A 17,471-nucleotide genomic window follows, 5' to 3' on the forward strand; every position below is an offset into this window, starting at 1 on the left:
CAGGCATAAAAAAAGCGAGGTGATTACCTCGCTTTTTTTATGCCTGTATCTTTTAGAATCCTATAGTTACTCCGGCAAAGAAATTAATCCCTGCCATCGGGTAATAATAATTGTCGTACACCACGCGGTTGCTGGCCTGATCGTAGCTGCTGTAGGTACTTCCGTTGGGTTCATACTTCACGTTGAAAATATTGTTCAGCATGAATTGCAGTCCTAGTTCACGGAATAACGGTTGCGGCACTACGTAGTTGATACGCAGGTTGTTTACAAAGTAAGCATCCAGGCTGCCAGCTACATTAGAGGTGTTATCCATATACTGGCGGCTTACATATTTGCCCAATACATCGATGTTCAGGTTCTTCACCGGTTTCACGGTTAACGTTAACCCACCTACGAAGGAAGGAGAGAACGAGATATCTGTTTTGTTGAACACCTGTGTATGCGGCGTATAGCCGGCATCGTAAGTAATGGCATGATAGTCCAGTACTTTGTTCTGGCTCAAAGCTGCATTGGCGGCTACGCTCACGAGGCTGCCCAGTTTTACATTTCCATTTACTTCAATACCCATGCGGTAGCTTTTGGGAATGTTGGTGCGGATGTATGCGCCAACATCGTTGAGCATACCTGTTTGCACCAGCTGGTTTTTATAGTTCATGTAATAAACGTTCGCCTGGATAGCAGCGATGTTGTTGTTCCATGAATAGCCGGCTTCCACATCGCGGAGTACTTCCGGTTTGGGTGTTGCTGTGCCGAAGTTGTTTTCAAAGTCAACACGGTTAGGCTCTTTGTGCGCAATGGCTACCGAAGCGAATACACGGTTGGTAGGGTTAATGTTGTAGGAGATACCTGCCTTCGGATTAAAGAAATTATAATTCACGTGTGCCATGTATGTAGGTGCAGCTTCAAAGCCATCCATGTTGTACATGATGTTGCGGTACTGCATATCTGCAAAAATGCTCAGTGCAGATGTGAGTTTATATTCTCCTTTCCAGTAAACATTGAAATCGTTTTTGGCAGCGGGATATCTATAATATTCATGGTCTTTATCGATACCTGTTTGCGCCCAGATGATTTTGCCATAATGATCGCCGGTATAGCGGTTCCAGCCGCCGCCCAGGCTCCAGTTGAATTTGTTGCCGGTGCGGTTTACGGAAAATACGGAACCATAGAAGTAGTTATCCAGCCACAGCTGCCGGACAAGGTCGGTGGTATCTACCTGTTTGCCGTTGATCACGGGTCCTGTCAATCCGTATTCCGAGAAGGCTTGCTGCGCTTTATATTGTTCGTAGTAGCCGCGTCCGCGGGTAAGGTGGAAGGCTACGTTGAAGTTGAGATGTGAATTTATTTCCTGGTTCAGGAATAGCTGGTAATGATCCTGTTGGTAGTTATCCGTTTCATTATCGTAAGGAGTGCCTGGTTTATCGGTGCCGGCAGAATTGTAGGTGCGGTCTGTTTCCAGGAGTGCCTGTGGTACGCCATTCCATGCCTGGTATGTTTTTTCTTTTCCGGAGAAGACATTGAGCCTGATGGCTGTTTTGGCAGAAACATAGGCGGCGGAAGTATAGAAAGAGCGCAGATCGGAAGTGGCGCGGTCGATATACCCGTCTGATGATATTTTGGAGAGGCGGGCATCAATGGTGAAGTGATCGTTGATGAGGCCGGAACCTGCTTTCACCGTATGTTTCCAGCTATTGAAAGAACCGTAGCTGTTGCTGATTTCGCCGTATGCTTTTTCATTGAATTCGTTGGTGCTGAGGTTCAGCGTGGCGCCAAAAGCGGCGGCGCCGTTGGTGGAGGTACCTACGCCGCGTTGCAGCTGAACGCTGCTAACGGAGGAGGCAAAGTCGGGCATGTTTACAAAAAACGTTCCCTGCGATTCTGCATCGTTTACCGGGATACCATTTACCGTAACGTTGATACGGGTGATATCGGACCCGCGTACACGCATGCCGGTGTAGCCGATACCGGTACCCGCGTCAGAGTTGGTTACCACGCCGGGCTGCTGATCCAGCAGAATGGGCAGATCCTGACCGAGGTTTTGTTTTTTAATATCCGCTGCTGTTAAAGTGGTGTTTACGAAAGGCGAATTTTTACCGGCGCGTAAGCTGCTGATCTCTACCGGCTTTACAAACAGTGCGGTTGTTTCCAGTGCAATGTCCGTCAGTTGCGTGGCATTATTCGCCGTGATGGTAGTAGTAAATGTTTTGAAGCCGATGTAGCTGGCGGTTAAGGGATAGTTTCCTTTTTTAGGAAGATGAATACTGTAGTGGCCTCTGCTGTCGGTAACAGCGCCGGTTTGGTTGACGGAGATGGTAACACCCTCCAGTGGCTGGCCGCTGGCTTTACTGGTAACGGTACCGGTAACCAGGGATTGTGCATGTAAAGCGCCTGCTATAGATAGCAGCACTAATAACATTAGCTGTTTCATTTTAAGTATGTCTGTTTTCTGTTAGTTCATTCCTAACCAGCATTACCTGGTCCAGGTTCATTGGGTGTGATCTCAGCCTGAAAGTAAGGCACCCCATGTGTTGTGTTAATGCAAAGGTATACTTGTATCTATAATAAATCAGAAATTATTTTTTGGGAGAAGGAAAAAGGTGTAATTTTCAGAGATACTTCTCTCAGTCATCTTTCATAAATTTTTAATCATTTAAATCTTTATTTCTGATGATGAAACTTCAGTTTATCGGGCATCTTGGCCGCGATGTAGTGAAAAAAGAAGTCAACGGCGCCACTGTTTTCAATTTTCCGGTAGCGGTAAATGAGCGTTTTAAAAACGCGCAGGGCATACTGGAAGAAAGAACCACCTGGGTGGATTGCTCGCTCTGGGACAAGGCCAATGTAGCTCCTTATTTAACGCAGGGTGTAATGGTGTACGTAGAAGGCGCTCCAAAACTGGAGGCTTATGTGAGTACCGCTACCGGTGCGTTATGCGGGGCCATCAGGCTCCGGGTGTTTTCGCTGCAGTTACTCAGCCGTAAGGATGAGGAAAAGCGGAAGACACCGGTTGCTGAAATGACCGTACCCGAGGCAGAGCCCGTTCAGGAGCAGCCCGCTGACGATCTTCCATTCTAACAATGTATGAAGCATTCCAATATGAAAGCCAACCAGTTACGGTTGGCTTTTTGTGTTTCTTTTAAAAAAGATTTGGAGTGGATTGAAATATTTGTATCTTTGCACCCTCATTGCGAGGTAGAGCAGAGGTAGCTCGTCGGGCTCATAACCCGAAGGTCAGTGGTTCGAATCCGCTCCTCGCTACAAAATAGGACTGAGGAGTCCATAAAAAAGATTAAGAGCCGAAGAAATTCGGCTTTTTTTATTTCGGTAAGTTTGAGTTGTGAAAGCAACATCACCAGGTTTTAAATGTCATCATGCATAAGGCAGGTTTTGTAAATATTTTTGGTAAGCCCAATGCGGGAAAAAGCACGTTGCTGAACGCCATTATCGGCGAGAAGCTGGCTATTATTTCCCCCAAAGTGCAAACCACGCGGCACCGTATTACAGGCGTATTAACGGATCCTGCGTATCAGATCGTTTTTTCTGACACGCCGGGTATCATTGATCCCAAATACAAGCTGCACGAGAAAATGATGGGTGCGGTTAAATCGGCCCTCGAAGATGCGGATGTGGCTTTGCTGATCATGGATTCGAAAGATTCTATGGAAGAAAACCTGGAATTGTTTGATTCACTGAAACTCAAAGTACCCATTGTTCTCATCCTTAATAAAATGGATAATATCCTCAAAGAGGATATGGAAGTTTTAGTAGAACGCGCCAAAGCCTGGGGCAAAGCAGCAGCGGTAGTACCCGTGTCTGCTATGCAGAAGAAAGGTATTAAGGAGCTGCTGGCTGAAATAATAAAGCTGCTGCCTGATGGCAACCCGTTCTACCCGGATGATACACTAACGGATAAGTCTACACGCTTTTTAGTGGCAGAAATGATCCGTGAAAAAGTATTCCAGCTGTTTGAAGAAGAGATTCCTTATCACACCACGGTAATTGTTACACAATTCCAGGAGAAGGAAACACTGACGAAGATCACTGCTGAAATCATCGTAACCCGCGACACCCAGAAAGGAATTATCCTCGGTGAAAAGGGCAAATCCATCCGCGAGCTGGGAACATTAGCCCGGCAGGAGATAGAGAAATTTATTGAGCGGAAAGTATTCCTGGAACTGTTTGTGAAAGTTCGCGGCAAATGGCGCGACAACGACACTTTCCTGAAGGAATACGGATATTAATCATTGAAAAATTCCTGGATGTATTATCCAGGTTAGTACGACAAAATATAATAAAAAATGGCAGGATTTACAGTAGCTATAGTGGGTCGCCCCAACGTAGGCAAGTCAACGTTGTTCAATCGTTTACTGGAACAACGGAAGGCCATCGTGGATGACCAGAGCGGTGTAACCCGCGATCGTCAATACGGTATTGCCGACTGGAACGGCAAAACCTTCAACGTAATCGATACTGGCGGATTTGTAACCAACAGTGATGATGTATTTGAGCGGGAGATTCGCAAGCAGGCAAAAGTGGCAATGGAAGAGGCCAATGTAATCATCTTCATGTGTGATGTAACCACCGGTATTACCGACCTGGATGCAGACGTGGCAAATATCCTGCGTCGTACTTCCAAACCGGTTTTCCTGGTAGTAAATAAAGTAGATAACAGTCAGCGTCAACTGGAAGCCACAGAATTTTACAGTATGGGCTTCGATCATATCCACTTCCTTTCTTCCATGACGGGTAGCGGTACCGGCGAATTGCTCGACGACGTGGTAAGCTTTATTACCCCGGAGATGGAAGACGCAAGACTGGATACAGATATTCCTAAAATAGCGATCATTGGTCAGCCTAACGTAGGGAAGTCATCCCTGCTGAATGCATTGGTAGGCGTAGAGCGTAATATCGTTTCCGATATTGCAGGTACTACCCGCGATACCATTCACACCCGCTATAATATGTTCCAGAAAGATTTCATGCTGATTGATACCGCAGGTATCCGTCGTAAAACGAAGGTGCATGAAGACCTGGAATTTTATTCCGTGATCCGCGCCATCAAGGCGGTAGATGAATCTGATGTGGTAATGCTGTTGCTGGATGCTGAAAAAGGTATCACGGCACAGGATCTCAGCATTTTCAGTCTCGCTGCCCGTAAAGGCAAAGGCGTAGTGGTACTGGTGAACAAATGGGACCTTGTGGAAAAAGGTACCAACACCGCGAGGGATTATGAAAAAACGCTGAAAGAGCGACTGGCGCCATTTTCTGATGTGCCCATCATCTTCACCTCTGTAACTGAAAAGCAGCGTATTTTCAAGGCTATTGAAACAGCGCTCGACGTATACGAAAACCGTAAACGCCGGATCCAGACTTCCGTACTGAATGATGTGTTGCTGAAAGCGATTGAAGCATATCATCCACCGGTGGTAAGGGGTATTCCTATCCGTATCAAGTACGTAACGCAGATTCCTACGCATACACCGGCATTTGCCTTTTTCTGTAACCTCCCGGATGATGTGAAAACACCGTATCGTAACTACCTGGAGAACCAGATCCGTACGAAATTTAATTTCACGGGTGTGCCTTTGAAGATCTTCTTCAGAAAAAAATAAATACTTACCGGAAAAAAGGAGTGCAGATTTTGTATTTTATAAATTTTGCATACCTTTGCGGCGGTTTTAAAAATAAAACAACCTAAAAAATGAAAAAATTATTCGTATTCGCTGTTGCCGCTGGCATGTTCTTCGTTGCTTGTAACGGTGGTAGCACTCCTGCTACTGATTCTGTTGCAACTGCACCAGTAGACACTATGAACGCTGCTCCAGTAGCAACTGCTCCAGTTGATTCTGCTGCTCACGTTGATTCTGCTGCTGTAACTGCTCCAGTTGATTCTGCTGCTGCTGCAACTCCAGCTAAGTAAGAGATTATTATAACAATAATATCTTTTCTTGCAAGAAATTAAAAAGCCCATCGCTTATGCGGTGGGCTTTTTAGTGATGTATACCGGTAACAGGATTAATCTTCGAGTATGCTTGCCAGGTTGATCAGCTCATCCTGTTTGTAAGCGTCTTTGTCGTCCCGGAAGCACTTGGATAATTCTTCCAGTAAGAACTGCACAATGCGTTTGTTGGATTGTGGTTTGAAGTAAGAAGGCACCGGTGGTACGGATACTCTTTTCAGATAGGTATCCACATCCTGCTGGGTGTAGATCTGGCCCTGTATGGGATCTATAAAGAAGAGGATCCGGTGGTCGTCAGGTTCTACCGGGGTGGAAAAATCAATGTAGCTGTCGAAATACGCCAGGATAAACTGCCGCGGGATATTCACCGCATACACCGGTAAATCCAGCATGGCGCACAGGCTCTGATAGATGATCCCATTGGTAACGGGGTTACCTTTTTTGGATTCTATCACCTGGTTAATAAAAAATTGATTTTTACGCTGGTAGGAAACTTCTTCTCCTTTGAGGCCAAAGTAGTTATAGATCATGCTGTTGAGCACATTGATCTGTTCCAGTGGTGTAAGATAATTATTGAGTTCCAGCCAGATATTACGTTTGATCCGGTCTATTTCCGCGATGATCTGTGCATCCATGAGATCGGGAAACTGGTACCGGGCCGCCAGTATGGCGCCCTGCATCAGGTCCTGTGTTTCTGAAAGTCCCCATACACGTAACGCCGCCTGCAAATCCTGGTAATGTACCCGGTGAATGAGCAGTTCTATCCTTTCCTGAATAGCCTCGTCAATTGTATTCTCCCACAAATTCTCCAGGTTCGGAATGATATCTTTACCGTACAGTAATATTTTACTGGCAACCGTATCAAATACCTCCAGATCCGGATCATCCAACAGGTGGAACAAAGCGTTTATTTCTCTGTTTTCGTTCATACCATTATTATGATCATGTGGTAATCATTAAATAATGTGATCCTGTCGGCAAATTAAATAATAAGCATACCCTTCACACTGCAGTTATTATCATTGCCCCATTTTTCAGCATATTCTTACCACAGTGTTATTCAGCTTTCTTCTTTCTGGGAGGGGCCTTTTTCTTCGGTGGATTGGCTTTAACGTCTTCAATGATCGCTTTGGCATCTTCCACTGTTAAATCAGCTGCGTTATCTATTTTCTCCTTTGGTATCTTATAGTTCTTCAGGCCTTGCTTAATATAAGGACCATATGGGCCCTTCAGGATCTGAATTTTCTCTTTTTCAAATATCTTAATGGTCCGTTCGTCTTTGGCAGTGCGTTTCTCCGCAATCAGCGGCGCTACTTCATCCAGTTCCACGGTGTAAGGGTCCATTTCCTTTTTCAGGGAATAAAACTTCTTATCGTGCTGTGCATAAGGACCAAAACGGCCAATGTTTACAATTACGTCGGAGTCCTCAAACTGCCCCAGATTACGAGGCAATTTAAACAATTCCATCGCTTCATCCATCGTGATGGTTTCGATGCTTTGTGTGGACTTTAATTTGGCAAAGCGTGGCTTTTCCTCATCTTCCACACTGCCTATCTGGATCATGGGGCCATAGCGGCCCATACGGGCTACAATTGGCTTACCACTGGCGGCATCGGTACCCAGCGGACGTTCTCCTTTTACACGTTCTGCATTTTCCAGGGTGTTTTCCACATCTTTATGGAAAGGAGAATAAAATTCGCTGATCATCGTGTTCCACACCTTCTTACCACTGGCAATTTCGTCAAATTCCCCTTCAATTTTGGCGGTAAAGCCGTAGTCCATTACATTATTAAAATACTGGTTCAGGAAGTCGGTTACAATCATTCCCAGATCGGTGGGGAATAATTTTGATTTTTCCGCGCCGGTATTTTCTGCATCGGTTTGTTTAGTGATCTTATCTGCCTTGAGGGTCAGGATACGGAAATCTCTTTTTATTCCTTCCTTATCTCTTTTTTCTACATAATTACGCTTCTGGATGGTGGTAATAGTAGGTGCGTAGGTAGATGGACGGCCAATGCCCAGTTCTTCCAGTTTCTTTACCAGGCTGGCTTCCGTGTAACGGGGAGCCGGGCGGGAGAACCTTTCGGTGGCTTTCATCTCTTTCAGGTCCAGCGATTGTTTTACTGCCAGTGGTGGTAAGGAGCCTTCCTGTTCTTCTTCTGTTTCATCCTCATCGTCGTGGCTCTCCATATATACTTTCAGGAAGCCGTCGAATTTCAGTACTTCCCCACTGGCGCTCAGCTCTTCGTGGTTGGTAGAGATATCGATTTTGGCGGTGGTTTTTTCCAGTTCCGCATCCGCCATCTGGCTGGCGATGGTACGTTTCCAGATCAGTTCGTACAGTTTGCGGGTATCGCTGTCATCTACCGTGGTGTTTTCCATGTAGGTAGGACGGATGGCCTCATGCGCTTCCTGTGCGGACTCATTTTTATTTTTGAATTTCCGGTGTTGATGGTATTTGTCACCGAAACTGGTTTTAATTGCTTTTTCAATTTCACTGATGGCGGTATCCGACAGGTTTACGGAGTCAGTACGCATGTAGGTGATATTACCGCTTTCATACAGCTTCTGGGCCAGCAACATGGTTTTGGAAACGCTGTAGCCTAATTTGCGGCTGGCTTCCTGTTGCAGGGTGGAAGTGGTAAAAGGCGCTGCGGGCGATTTTTTACCCGGTTTAACCTGTATGTCTTTTACCGTATAGGCAGCTCCAACACATTGTTCCAGGAATTTCTCCGCATCTTCCGCGGTTTTGAATTTGCCGGGGCCATCTGCCTTGAAAGAAATGCTTTTACCATTTATATCCTTACCGGTGAAATAGGCTTCCACTTTAAAGGTGCTCACTGAAGTAAAGGTATTGATCTCTCTTTCCCTTTCTACGATCAGTCGCACTGCCACGGATTGTACGCGGCCGGCGGACAGGGAGTTGCGCATACTCATTTTGCGCCACAGTACCGGGGAGATTTCAAAACCTACGATGCGATCCAGGATACGGCGGGCCTGCTGAGCGTTTACACGGTCCATATCCAGTTTGCGTGGATGCTGTACTGCGTTTTCTATAGCCGGCTTGGTGATTTCATGGAAAACAATACGTTTGGTCGTTTTAGGGTCCAGGTTCAACACCTCACACAGATGCCAGGAAATGGCCTCCCCTTCACGGTCCTCATCCGTTGCCAGCCATACCTCATCGGTATCCTTCGCCAGCTTCTTCAGCTCTTTCACCACCTTTTCCTTATCTTCCGGGATCACATACTTAGGCTTGAAGTTATTTTCAATGTCTATCCCCATGTCATCCTTCTCCAGGTCACGTATGTGACCGAAGCAGGACCTGACTTCGAAGTCTTTGCCCAATATTTTTTCTATGGTCTTGGCTTTCGCCGGGGACTCAACTATAACTAAATTTTTTGCCATGTATGCTTCTTTATTGTGCTGCTAAATACGCAAAATTCTGTAAAATAATTACTTCAATGAATTCCGCAATAATATAAAAGTACCTTCAAATTAAAAAATAAGGCCACTTTTAAACGTTAAAATACGTTGTAATGTAATGAAAAAAACGGGGACCCGCTAAAACACGTATATTAGAAACCACGAATCAGATGGATACCGGCGGTTTGTTATTTTAAAATTAATTATAATGGATGTAGTTATCGTTGGCACTGGCAATGTTGCGCATTGTTTCGGACACCTCTTAAAAATTCATGGTCACCAGGTAAAACAGGTGCTGAGCCGGAACAAGGAACACGCCAGGGAACTGGGAGAAATGCTCCACGCAGGTTATACAGATGATCTGCAGGATATAAATATGGACGCAGATGTGTACCTGCTCGCGGTAAGTGATGCTGCCATCCCCGAACTGAACGACCAGCTGCGCTTAGGAAAGCGTATGGTGGCGCATACAGCAGGGGCTGTACCCCTGGCAGCTATCTCCCGGATATCGTCTAATACCGGCGTGGTATACCCCTTACAATCGATCCGCAAGGAGGTGAAGAGCTATCCGCCTATCCCGGTGATGCTGGAAGCCAGCAACGACGAAGTGCTGCGGCGGCTGCAATCGCTGGCCCAGAGTATTTCCGGCAGCGTTACCATTACTACTTCAGAACAACGGCTGAAATATCACCTCACGGCTGTATTGTGTAATAATTTTACCAATCACCTGATTGCGCAGGCAAAGGCGTATTGTGAAAAAGAGCAGCTTGACTTTAATTTGCTGCAACCTATTATAAAGGAAACTTTCGACCGGCTGGAAAAATTTGCACCGGAGTCGGTACAAACCGGTCCGGCGCTTCGCCAGGATGAAACCACCATGAGCCTCCACCGCGAATTGCTGGCCGGTGATCCCTATCTGCAACTGGTTTACCAGGTAATGTCTGACGCCATTTACCAGTTCCATAATAAATAGAGAATAAGCGATTGTTAATGCGTAATTGGCTATTTTTGGCCCCATGAACGTATTGGCTTTATTTAAATCTATCACCACCTTTGTGCTGGACGTGGATGGTGTACTCACCGATGGCACCCTGCAATTGCTGCCGGGTGGCGAAATGTCCCGCAGGATGAACATTAAGGATGGTTATGCTTTACAGCTGGCGGTAAAAAAAGGTTATCGTGTGGTGATTATCTCCGGAGGAAAATCAGAAAGTGTGGTGAGCAGGTTACAGGGACTTGGTATAAAAGATATCTTCACCGGTGTACACGATAAGCAGGAGAAGCTGCAGGATTATGTTTTTGAAAATGATCTTCGCTGGGAAGAGATATTATATATGGGAGATGATATCCCGGATTATCTGCCTATGCAACTGGTGGCTTTGCCCACCTGCCCCGCAGATGCGGCGGCTGAAATAAAAAGTATTTCCAGGTACGTGTCCCCATTGCCCGGAGGCCACGGTTGTGTGAGGGAAGTCATGGAAAAAGTATTGAAACTGAACGGACATTGGTTAATGGATGAAGGAATAGCATCGAAATAATAAAAGAGAAAACTATGAAGCTCTGGGCTGCATTTTTTAAACTGATCAGGTACCCGAATCTGATATATATTGGCCTCACCCAGTTTTTACTGCAATATTGCGTAGTAGAGCCGGTTTTACGCAGCTCCGGCGAAGAGCCGTCACTGCCGGTTCCCCAATTTATTTTACTGAGCCTGTCTACCGTACTGGTGGCTGCTGCCGGCTATATTATCAACGACTATTTTGATATCAACATAGACATTGTTAATAAGCCGGATAAAATGGTGCTGGACAAAATTATCAGCCGCCGCTGGGCAATGGCCTGGCACACCATGCTTAACCTGGCCGGCGTGTCGCTGGGTTTCCTGGTAGCGTGGAAAACAGGACAGTTTTACCTCGGCTTCACCCAGGTGATCTGTTCCCTGCTACTCTGGTTTTATTCTACTTCTTTTAAAAGACAGGTGCTGATCGGAAATGTGGTTATTTCGTTACTAACTGCCCTGGCAGTAGTGGTGGTAGGATTTTATGAAAAACAGATCTATCATAGTTTTGAAGCTATCATGTCGCCCACCGGCAGAAAGCTGATCCAGATCATCGGGGTGTATGCGCTGTTTGCGTTCCTCATTTCTATGGTCAGGGAAATTGTGAAAGACCTGGAAGATATGATGGGCGACAGCAAAGACGGATGCCGCACCCTGCCCATTGCCTGGGGAGTGCTGGCCGCCAAACGTTTTTGTAATGCGCTGCTGCTGGCGCTGATCATTATTATTCTCCTGGTGGAGATCCGCGTATGGATCCTGGGCTGGTATGTTGCTATCGGCTATTTATTGCTGTTTGTACAGGTGCCCTGCGTATATATTTACCTGGTGCTAAAAAAAGCAAACCTCCCGGAACATTATCACAGGGTGAGTTCCCTGGTAAAGGTGATTATGCTCACCGGTATTTTATCCATGATATTTTTTAAACTTTATTTATAAAGATGTATAACCGCGCACCCGTTATCCTGGCCTCGCAGTCGCCGCGCAGAAAGCAGCTGCTGGAGCAGGCCGGCATCCCTTTCCAGGTGAAGGTGGTAGAAACCGCAGAAACTTTTCCTCCCGAACTGGCCATACCGGATATTCCTGTTCATATTGCGCGTCAGAAAGCGGCCGCTGTGCAGGAGCTGTGTGAAGCCGGCGATATTATCATTGCTGCCGATACGGTAGTGGTACTGGATAACAATATTATCGGCAAGCCCAAAGACCGTGAAGACGCCATTGACATTTTATCACGCCTCAGCGGACGTGAACATCGTGTAGTCACCGGCGTTATAATCCAGCAGGGGGAAAAGGAAGTTGCTTTTTCCAAAACAACGGCGGTACATTTCAAGCCGTTAACCACCGGTCAGATCACTTTTTACGTGGATAAGTACAAACCTTTTGATAAAGCCGGCGCTTATGCGATCCAGGAATGGATCGGCGCTGTGGGGATAGACAGTATTAACGGTTGCTTCTATAATGTAATGGGGCTGCCCGTAAGCAGGGTAGTGGAAGAACTGGAAAATTTTTAAGCAACAGGAACGGCGCAGGGAACTGCGCCGTTTTCATGATTGGTTTTTGCTTATTACATTTCTTTATTCCAATACGAGAATATTCACATCTTTATTTTTCAGCCAGCCGGCTTCTCTCAGTTTCTGTAAGTTGATAGTACCTACCACATAACGCCATTCAGTAGATTCATATTTTTCAGAGATATTAAAGAACTCTGCCAGATCTACCTGGTCGGGTGTTTTGTAGCGCAGGTATACTTTCAGTTTTACATCATTGGTAAAGCTGGGCTGATTGTTTTGTTTGATCTTTTTGTACTCGTAGCGGTAGTTGTATAACAGGGCAGAGATATCGGATAATACCGCGCTGCCTGTAGCAGTGCCGCCGGCGCCTTTACCTACAAAGAACTGTTTATCGGTGAATGCGCTTTCCAGCAGGATGCCATTGTATTCGTTATACACATCGTAGAGCAGGTTGTGTTCCTTAATGAGATGCGGCAATACGTATGCAAATACGTGACCGTTCTGACGGCGGCATTGCGCAATCAGTTTGATGGTACAGTTTCTTTGTTTGGCAAACTGTATATCAAAATCATTGAGGTGATGGATCCCGAAGTTGAATACTTCTTCCGGTTTCACAAAGGTGCCGAATGCGTGCAGCAGGAGGATCACTATTTTGAATTTCGGGTCATATCCTTCGATGTCGAGTGTAGGATCTGTTTCCGCGAAACCCAGGTCCTGTGCCTGTTGCAGGGCAGTGGCAAAGCTGAGGTTCTCTTCAAATATTTTAGTAAGAATATAATTCGTAGATCCGTTACAGATACCTTCTACGGCATTGAGCAGGTCGTTGTCATAATATTCTTCCAGGTTGCGGATAATGGGAATACTCGCACAGCTGGACGCTTCATACAGGAATGGCACTTTGTTTTCTGCCTGCAGCTGGTAAAGTGCGGGCAGGTTTTCAGCGATCATACGTTTGCTGGCGCTTACTACGGCTTTGCCGTTGCGGAGCGCTTTGCTCACTATTTCAAAAGCTGCTTCAGTGTCATTGATCAGTTCTACTACTACGTCAATGGTAGGATCTTCGAGGATTTCATTTTTATCTGTCGTAAAGTAACTGCTATCGATGGGTCTTGATTTATTAGGGTCTTTAATACAGATTTTTTTGATCCGTGCATTAATACCTTTTGTTCTGTTCAAAACTTCATAGAGTCCTTGTCCTACGACGCCGAATCCGAAAATGCCTAAATTGATGATCTTGTTTTCCATACTTTTTTTTGAGCTTTCAGCCGTAGTAGTCAGTCTTTCGCTGTGCAGAGATGATCAGGTTCTGAACATTGAAAGGGATGTGCTAACCGCCAGCGGCTTATTGTAAAACAGTAATTTGCTTGCCGGCCGGATGGTTTAATTTATCCAGCGCCTGTTTCAGGTCGTTGATCAGGTCATCGGCATCTTCGATGCCTACTGATAAACGGATGCAGGAGTCCTGCAGACCTGTTTTTCTCCGGAATTCTTCCGGAATGGTACGATGCGTCATGGTAGCCGGATGGGCCAGCATGCTTTTCACGCCGCCAAAGCTTTCTGCCAGCTTAAATAATTTGGTGGCGTTTACGATACGGATCGCATTTTTGATATTGTCGCTTTTCAGGGAAAAGCTCACCAGTGCGCCGTAATTTTTTTGTTGTTTACGGGCAATGTGATGGTTTTTATGTGTGGCCAGTCCGGGATAAAACACTTTATCCACCGCGGGATGTGCGGCCAGCCAGTTGGCGATGGCATTGGCGTTGCTGCATTGTTTTTCCAGGCGCAGGTATAATGTTTCAATACCGCGTATGGTGAGCCATGCTTCAAACGGGCTGAGGATACTACCGGAAATATTCTGGTTATACCGGATCTGGTCTGCCAGTGTTTTTGAGTTTACTACTACGAGGCCGGCAATCACATCACAGTGTCCTGCGAGGTATTTGGAAGCGCTGTGGATCACCAGGTCGGCGCCCAGCGTTAACGGCTGTTGCAGTAATGGTGTGCTGAAGGTATTGTCTACCGCCAGCAGGATATTATGTTGTTTAGCGATTTTGCTGATAGATTTAATATCAGAAACGCGCAAAGTAGGATTGGTAGGGGATTCCAGCCAGATGATTTTTGTATTGGGCGTAATGGCGGCCAGTACTTTATCGAGGTTGCTGGTATCTACAAAATTTACTTTGATACCAAAGCGTTCAAACATGTGGTTAAAGATCTGGAAGATGCCACCGTAGGTGTCTTCCACGGCCATGATTTCATCGCCGGTCTTTAACAGCTTCAGCACCGCATCTATGGCCGACATGCCGCTGGCAAACGCAAATCCGGCAAACCCTTCTTCCAGGTTGCAGATGAGGTCTTCCAGCACTTTTCTCGTGGGATTGTTTGCCCGCGAAAACTCAAAGCCTTTATTGATGCCGGGTGATTCCTGCACGAAAGTGGACGTTTGATAGATAGGCACAGAAATGGCGCCTGTCAGTTCGTCTACCGGTATGCTATGAATCAGTTGTGTAGCTGTTTTCATGTTATAAATTATTTTTAATGATGTTCAATGTGCACAATTGCCAACTGCAACGATATCATTAAAGATCAACTTAAACAACAACAAATCCATGAAAGGGGTGGGGAAGGGGCATAAAAAAAGCTCTCCCGATTGTTGGAAGAGCTCCTTTAGAAAGTTATATATATCTGTGAAGTATTATCTCTGCCAACTTATCTTTCCCCGATTTGCACCGGGGCAGGAATTAGCACCTTTTTCCTGATTGTAATAATCAGGAAAGGTTGCTAAGGCATCGCAGGGCCAAGTCCCTCCGCCTTTCTGGATAAGTGATGTGTAAGAACTGGCGCAAAGGTAATATCACTTTGAGCAGATTTCCAAATTGGAGTTGGAATTTATTTATTAATCGATGTTTTATTACCTTTGGATGATATTATTTTGTACCCAACCATATCTCTTATGTTTGTTAACCCGTTGCTCTCAGAAGAGCTGTTCCAGCACATCTGGGCATTCCGGCTATTTAAGCAGGATCATCTAACCACTACCGGCGGAGAATCAGTACAGGTACTGTTTCCCGGTATTCACAACCACAATGGCGGGCCGGATTTTTCGGCCGCAAAAATCAGGATCGGGGCTACCCTCTGGGTAGGCCAGGTGGAGCTGCACCTGCGTACATCCGACTGGTTCCGGCATGGACACCAGCACAATCCCCAATACGGGCGTATCATCCTGCACGTGGTGTTTGTTCACGACATGCCCGCCGTCGGGATCAGGGAGGCGCCCTGCCTGGAACTGCAGCAGCATATTCCCAAGTTGCTCCTGCAGCGGTATGAGGAGCTGCGGCAGTTGGCGCCCTTTGTACCGTGTGCGCCGCATGCTTCCCAGGTGCCGTCGCTTATCTGGCTCAGCTGGAAAGAGCGGTTGCTGGCGGAGCGCTGGGAACGTAAGATCGGCAGCCTCCGGGCCTGGCTGCAGCACAACCGTTACAACTGGGAAGAAGTGTGTTACTGGGCGGTGGCGCAAAGTTATGGCACGCCCGTAAACGCCCTGCCGTTTCTGCAGGTAGCACAGTCGCTGCCCTATAAAATGCTGATGCGGTACCGGCACCTGCTGCTCCAGCTGGAGGCCCTGCTGTTTGGTCAGGCCGGGATGCTGGAAGCGCCCCAAACAGACGGATATGCGTTACAGTTACAGGATGTTTACGGGCACCTGCAACATAAGTTCCGGCTAAGCCCTATGGCCGGTCATCAATGGAACTGGCTGCGGATGCGGCCTGCCGCCTTTCCTACCATGCGGCTGGCTACTTTCGCCGCGTTGTTGCAGCAATCCCCTCACCTGTTTTCCCGGATACTGGACGCCCCCGACGTAACGGCGCTGGAACAGCTGTTCTTCGTACAGCCATCGGCGTACTGGCATACACATTACCGCTTCGGGCATCCCGTAAACCGTACGCAGCGGCCCGGGAAACAGGCCATACAGGGTATCCTGATCAACACTGTGTTACCTTTGCTGTTCCTGTACGGACAGGATAAGAATGGGAAATATTACCAGGAAAAAGCGTTGCATTTCCTGCAACAGCTGCCGCCGGAAAAGAACCATATCACCAGCAGCTGGAGCCAATTGGGTATTACGCAGGAAAGCGCGATGGAATCACAGGCATTACTGCAGCTGAAGCAGCACTACTGTGATGAGAAAAAGTGCCTGCATTGCGCGATAGGAGTGAAGATTATCGCGGGGTTGTGAAGCATCGCCTTCGGCGATGGGGAAATTGTCTTGGAGCAGGATTAGGCTGATTATACTGATTTTTTTGATTTGATCATGTTTGATTTTAAAAGATCAGGGGGATAGAAGCGGATATATCCACTTCTATCCCCCTGATCTTTTTTAAATCTAAAAAATCCAGAAAATAAAAATCAGTATAATCAGCCTAATCCTGCTCCAAGACAATTTACAATCGCCGAAGGCGATTCTCCGGTCTACCAGTTAAAAGTTACATCCTGTACAATATCCGGATGCACGCTCTTTGCCACGGGGCAGGTGAGTGCCGCTCTTTCCAGGATGGTTCTTTCCTTTTCACCGAGGGTGTGGCCCGCAGGGAAATCGAATACAATGGTTACGCCGGTAATACGGCGGGGATCAGAACCCATTATTTTCTGAACGCTTACTTTGGTGCCTTCAATAGCCCAGTTATTGTCCAGCGCCTTGATGCCCATGATGCTGAGCATGCAGGAACCGAGGGCGGTGGCCACCAGATCAGTAGGGGAAAATCTTTCTCCCTTACCACGGTTATCAACAGGTGCATCGGTATCGATAACAGTGCCTGATTGCAGATGGGTGGCGGTTGTACGAAGTTCGCCGGTATAGATAATAGATGCTGTTTGCATGATATCTTTTTAAATGATCAATCCGTAAAATTAAATGTATTTTTATTATAAGTGTATCCCCTGGTAGTGAAGGCCCTGGTAAACTAAAAAAAAATTAGCTACGTTTGTAATATATACATAACAATACCTTTGTTCAAGCGTT

At 46.4% G+C, this 17,471-nt stretch carries 15 protein-coding genes, 1 tRNA gene and 2 riboswitches; of the genes, 10 read left to right on the forward strand and 6 right to left on the reverse strand.

The window, feature by feature from the left end; all coding sequences use genetic code 11:
- Positions 1-52 precede the first annotated feature (52 nt).
- Positions 53-2,428, reverse strand: a complete 2,376-nt coding sequence (locus PV783_RS09490) for a TonB-dependent receptor (protein ID WP_420987835.1) — start codon at positions 2,426-2,428, stop codon at positions 53-55.
- Positions 2,429-2,440: 12 nt separating this feature from the next.
- Positions 2,441-2,534: riboswitch (TPP riboswitch) on the reverse strand.
- Between the two features lie 133 nt (positions 2,535-2,667).
- Here PV783_RS09490 and PV783_RS09495 point away from each other — a divergent pair.
- The 5 genes from PV783_RS09495 (at position 2,668) to PV783_RS09515 (ending at position 5,920) form a co-directional block, all read left to right on the forward strand.
- Entirely contained in the window at positions 2,668-3,075 is a 408-nt protein-coding gene (locus PV783_RS09495) for a single-stranded DNA-binding protein (protein ID WP_079468985.1), read from the forward strand.
- 111 nt (positions 3,076-3,186) lie between these two features.
- Positions 3,187-3,258: transfer RNA gene (locus PV783_RS09500), tRNA-Met, on the forward strand.
- A gap of 113 nt (positions 3,259-3,371) precedes the next feature.
- Positions 3,372-4,241 (forward strand): GTPase Era, encoded by an 870-nt coding sequence (gene era / locus PV783_RS09505; RefSeq protein WP_079468984.1) that lies wholly within the window; start codon positions 3,372-3,374, stop codon positions 4,239-4,241.
- Positions 4,242-4,298: 57 nt separating this feature from the next.
- Positions 4,299-5,612: a ribosome biogenesis GTPase Der gene (gene der, locus PV783_RS09510; protein WP_079468983.1), complete on the forward strand. Its 1,314-nt coding sequence runs from the start codon at positions 4,299-4,301 to the stop codon at positions 5,610-5,612.
- Between the two features lie 89 nt (positions 5,613-5,701).
- Positions 5,702-5,920: a hypothetical protein gene (locus PV783_RS09515; protein WP_079468982.1), complete on the forward strand. Its 219-nt coding sequence runs from the start codon at positions 5,702-5,704 to the stop codon at positions 5,918-5,920.
- Between the two features lie 95 nt (positions 5,921-6,015).
- Here PV783_RS09515 and PV783_RS09520 read toward each other — a convergent pair whose 3' ends face one another.
- The gene (locus tag PV783_RS09520) at positions 6,016-6,888 is read right to left on the reverse strand and encodes a transglutaminase-like domain-containing protein (RefSeq protein WP_079468981.1); all 873 of its coding nucleotides are present in this window, start codon (positions 6,886-6,888) and stop codon (positions 6,016-6,018) included.
- Between the two features lie 127 nt (positions 6,889-7,015).
- Entirely contained in the window at positions 7,016-9,367 is a 2,352-nt protein-coding gene (gene topA, locus PV783_RS09525; protein WP_079468980.1) for a type I DNA topoisomerase, read from the reverse strand.
- 226 nt (positions 9,368-9,593) lie between these two features.
- On the opposite strand from topA, the gene PV783_RS09530 reads away from it, so the two are divergent.
- Genes PV783_RS09530 through PV783_RS09545 form a run of 4 tightly spaced genes read left to right on the forward strand, consistent with a single transcriptional unit; the run spans position 9,594 to position 12,451 of the window.
- Positions 9,594-10,358, forward strand: coding sequence for a Rossmann-like and DUF2520 domain-containing protein (locus tag PV783_RS09530; protein ID WP_079468979.1), 765 nt, complete (start codon positions 9,594-9,596; stop codon positions 10,356-10,358).
- Positions 10,359-10,401: 43 nt separating this feature from the next.
- Positions 10,402-10,923 carry a KdsC family phosphatase gene (locus PV783_RS09535; protein ID WP_079470014.1) on the forward strand — a complete coding sequence of 174 codons (522 nt, stop codon included), beginning with the start codon at positions 10,402-10,404 and terminating at the stop codon, positions 10,921-10,923.
- 14 nt (positions 10,924-10,937) lie between these two features.
- Positions 10,938-11,879: a geranylgeranylglycerol-phosphate geranylgeranyltransferase gene (locus tag PV783_RS09540; RefSeq protein ID WP_111579459.1), complete on the forward strand. Its 942-nt coding sequence runs from the start codon at positions 10,938-10,940 to the stop codon at positions 11,877-11,879.
- A 2-nt stretch (positions 11,880-11,881) separates the two neighbouring features.
- Positions 11,882-12,451, forward strand: a complete 570-nt coding sequence (locus tag PV783_RS09545; RefSeq protein ID WP_420987836.1) for a Maf family protein — start codon at positions 11,882-11,884, stop codon at positions 12,449-12,451.
- Between the two features lie 63 nt (positions 12,452-12,514).
- On the opposite strand, the gene PV783_RS09550 is transcribed toward PV783_RS09545, so the two are convergent.
- Both PV783_RS09550 and PV783_RS09555 read right to left on the reverse strand, forming a co-directional pair.
- Positions 12,515-13,696 (reverse strand): homoserine dehydrogenase, encoded by a 1,182-nt coding sequence (locus PV783_RS09550; RefSeq protein ID WP_111579460.1) that lies wholly within the window; start codon positions 13,694-13,696, stop codon positions 12,515-12,517.
- Between the two features lie 97 nt (positions 13,697-13,793).
- The gene (locus PV783_RS09555; RefSeq protein WP_079468975.1) at positions 13,794-14,972 is read right to left on the reverse strand and encodes a trans-sulfuration enzyme family protein; all 1,179 of its coding nucleotides are present in this window, start codon (positions 14,970-14,972) and stop codon (positions 13,794-13,796) included.
- A gap of 185 nt (positions 14,973-15,157) precedes the next feature.
- Positions 15,158-15,277: riboswitch (SAM riboswitch) on the reverse strand.
- Positions 15,278-15,404: 127 nt separating this feature from the next.
- On the opposite strand from PV783_RS09555, the gene PV783_RS09560 reads away from it, so the two are divergent.
- Positions 15,405-16,688: a DUF2851 family protein gene (locus PV783_RS09560; RefSeq protein ID WP_420987837.1), complete on the forward strand. Its 1,284-nt coding sequence runs from the start codon at positions 15,405-15,407 to the stop codon at positions 16,686-16,688.
- A gap of 233 nt (positions 16,689-16,921) precedes the next feature.
- On the opposite strand, the gene PV783_RS09565 is transcribed toward PV783_RS09560, so the two are convergent.
- Positions 16,922-17,329: an OsmC family protein gene (locus PV783_RS09565; RefSeq protein WP_079468973.1), complete on the reverse strand. Its 408-nt coding sequence runs from the start codon at positions 17,327-17,329 to the stop codon at positions 16,922-16,924.
- Positions 17,330-17,471: the final 142 nt, after the last annotated feature.

This window comes from Chitinophaga sp. CC14, assembly GCF_048957795.1.
Lineage (GTDB): Bacteria > Bacteroidota > Bacteroidia > Chitinophagales > Chitinophagaceae > Chitinophaga > Chitinophaga ginsengisegetis.

What these genes read in the sequence shown, in the direction of transcription:
- PV783_RS09545 (WP_420987836.1), top strand. Translation starts at nt 11,882, where the DNA reads ATGTATAACCGCGCACCCGTTATCCTGGCCTCGCAGTCGCCGCGCAGA.
- PV783_RS09550 (WP_111579460.1), bottom strand. Translation starts at nt 13,696, where the DNA reads ATGGAAAACAAGATCATCAATTTAGGCATTTTCGGATTCGGCGTCGTA.
- PV783_RS09490 (WP_420987835.1), bottom strand. Translation starts at nt 2,428, where the DNA reads ATGAAACAGCTAATGTTATTAGTGCTGCTATCTATAGCAGGCGCTTTA.
- PV783_RS09565 (WP_079468973.1), bottom strand. Translation starts at nt 17,329, where the DNA reads ATGCAAACAGCATCTATTATCTATACCGGCGAACTTCGTACAACCGCC.
- der (WP_079468983.1), top strand. Translation starts at nt 4,299, where the DNA reads ATGGCAGGATTTACAGTAGCTATAGTGGGTCGCCCCAACGTAGGCAAG.
- PV783_RS09560 (WP_420987837.1), top strand. Translation starts at nt 15,405, where the DNA reads ATGTTTGTTAACCCGTTGCTCTCAGAAGAGCTGTTCCAGCACATCTGG.
- era (WP_079468984.1), top strand. Translation starts at nt 3,372, where the DNA reads ATGCATAAGGCAGGTTTTGTAAATATTTTTGGTAAGCCCAATGCGGGA.
- PV783_RS09495 (WP_079468985.1), top strand. Translation starts at nt 2,668, where the DNA reads ATGATGAAACTTCAGTTTATCGGGCATCTTGGCCGCGATGTAGTGAAA.
- PV783_RS09520 (WP_079468981.1), bottom strand. Translation starts at nt 6,888, where the DNA reads ATGAACGAAAACAGAGAAATAAACGCTTTGTTCCACCTGTTGGATGAT.
- PV783_RS09540 (WP_111579459.1), top strand. Translation starts at nt 10,938, where the DNA reads ATGAAGCTCTGGGCTGCATTTTTTAAACTGATCAGGTACCCGAATCTG.
- PV783_RS09555 (WP_079468975.1), bottom strand. Translation starts at nt 14,972, where the DNA reads ATGAAAACAGCTACACAACTGATTCATAGCATACCGGTAGACGAACTG.
- PV783_RS09515 (WP_079468982.1), top strand. Translation starts at nt 5,702, where the DNA reads ATGAAAAAATTATTCGTATTCGCTGTTGCCGCTGGCATGTTCTTCGTT.
- PV783_RS09535 (WP_079470014.1), top strand. Translation starts at nt 10,402, where the DNA reads ATGAACGTATTGGCTTTATTTAAATCTATCACCACCTTTGTGCTGGAC.
- topA (WP_079468980.1), bottom strand. Translation starts at nt 9,367, where the DNA reads ATGGCAAAAAATTTAGTTATAGTTGAGTCCCCGGCGAAAGCCAAGACC.
- PV783_RS09530 (WP_079468979.1), top strand. Translation starts at nt 9,594, where the DNA reads ATGGATGTAGTTATCGTTGGCACTGGCAATGTTGCGCATTGTTTCGGA.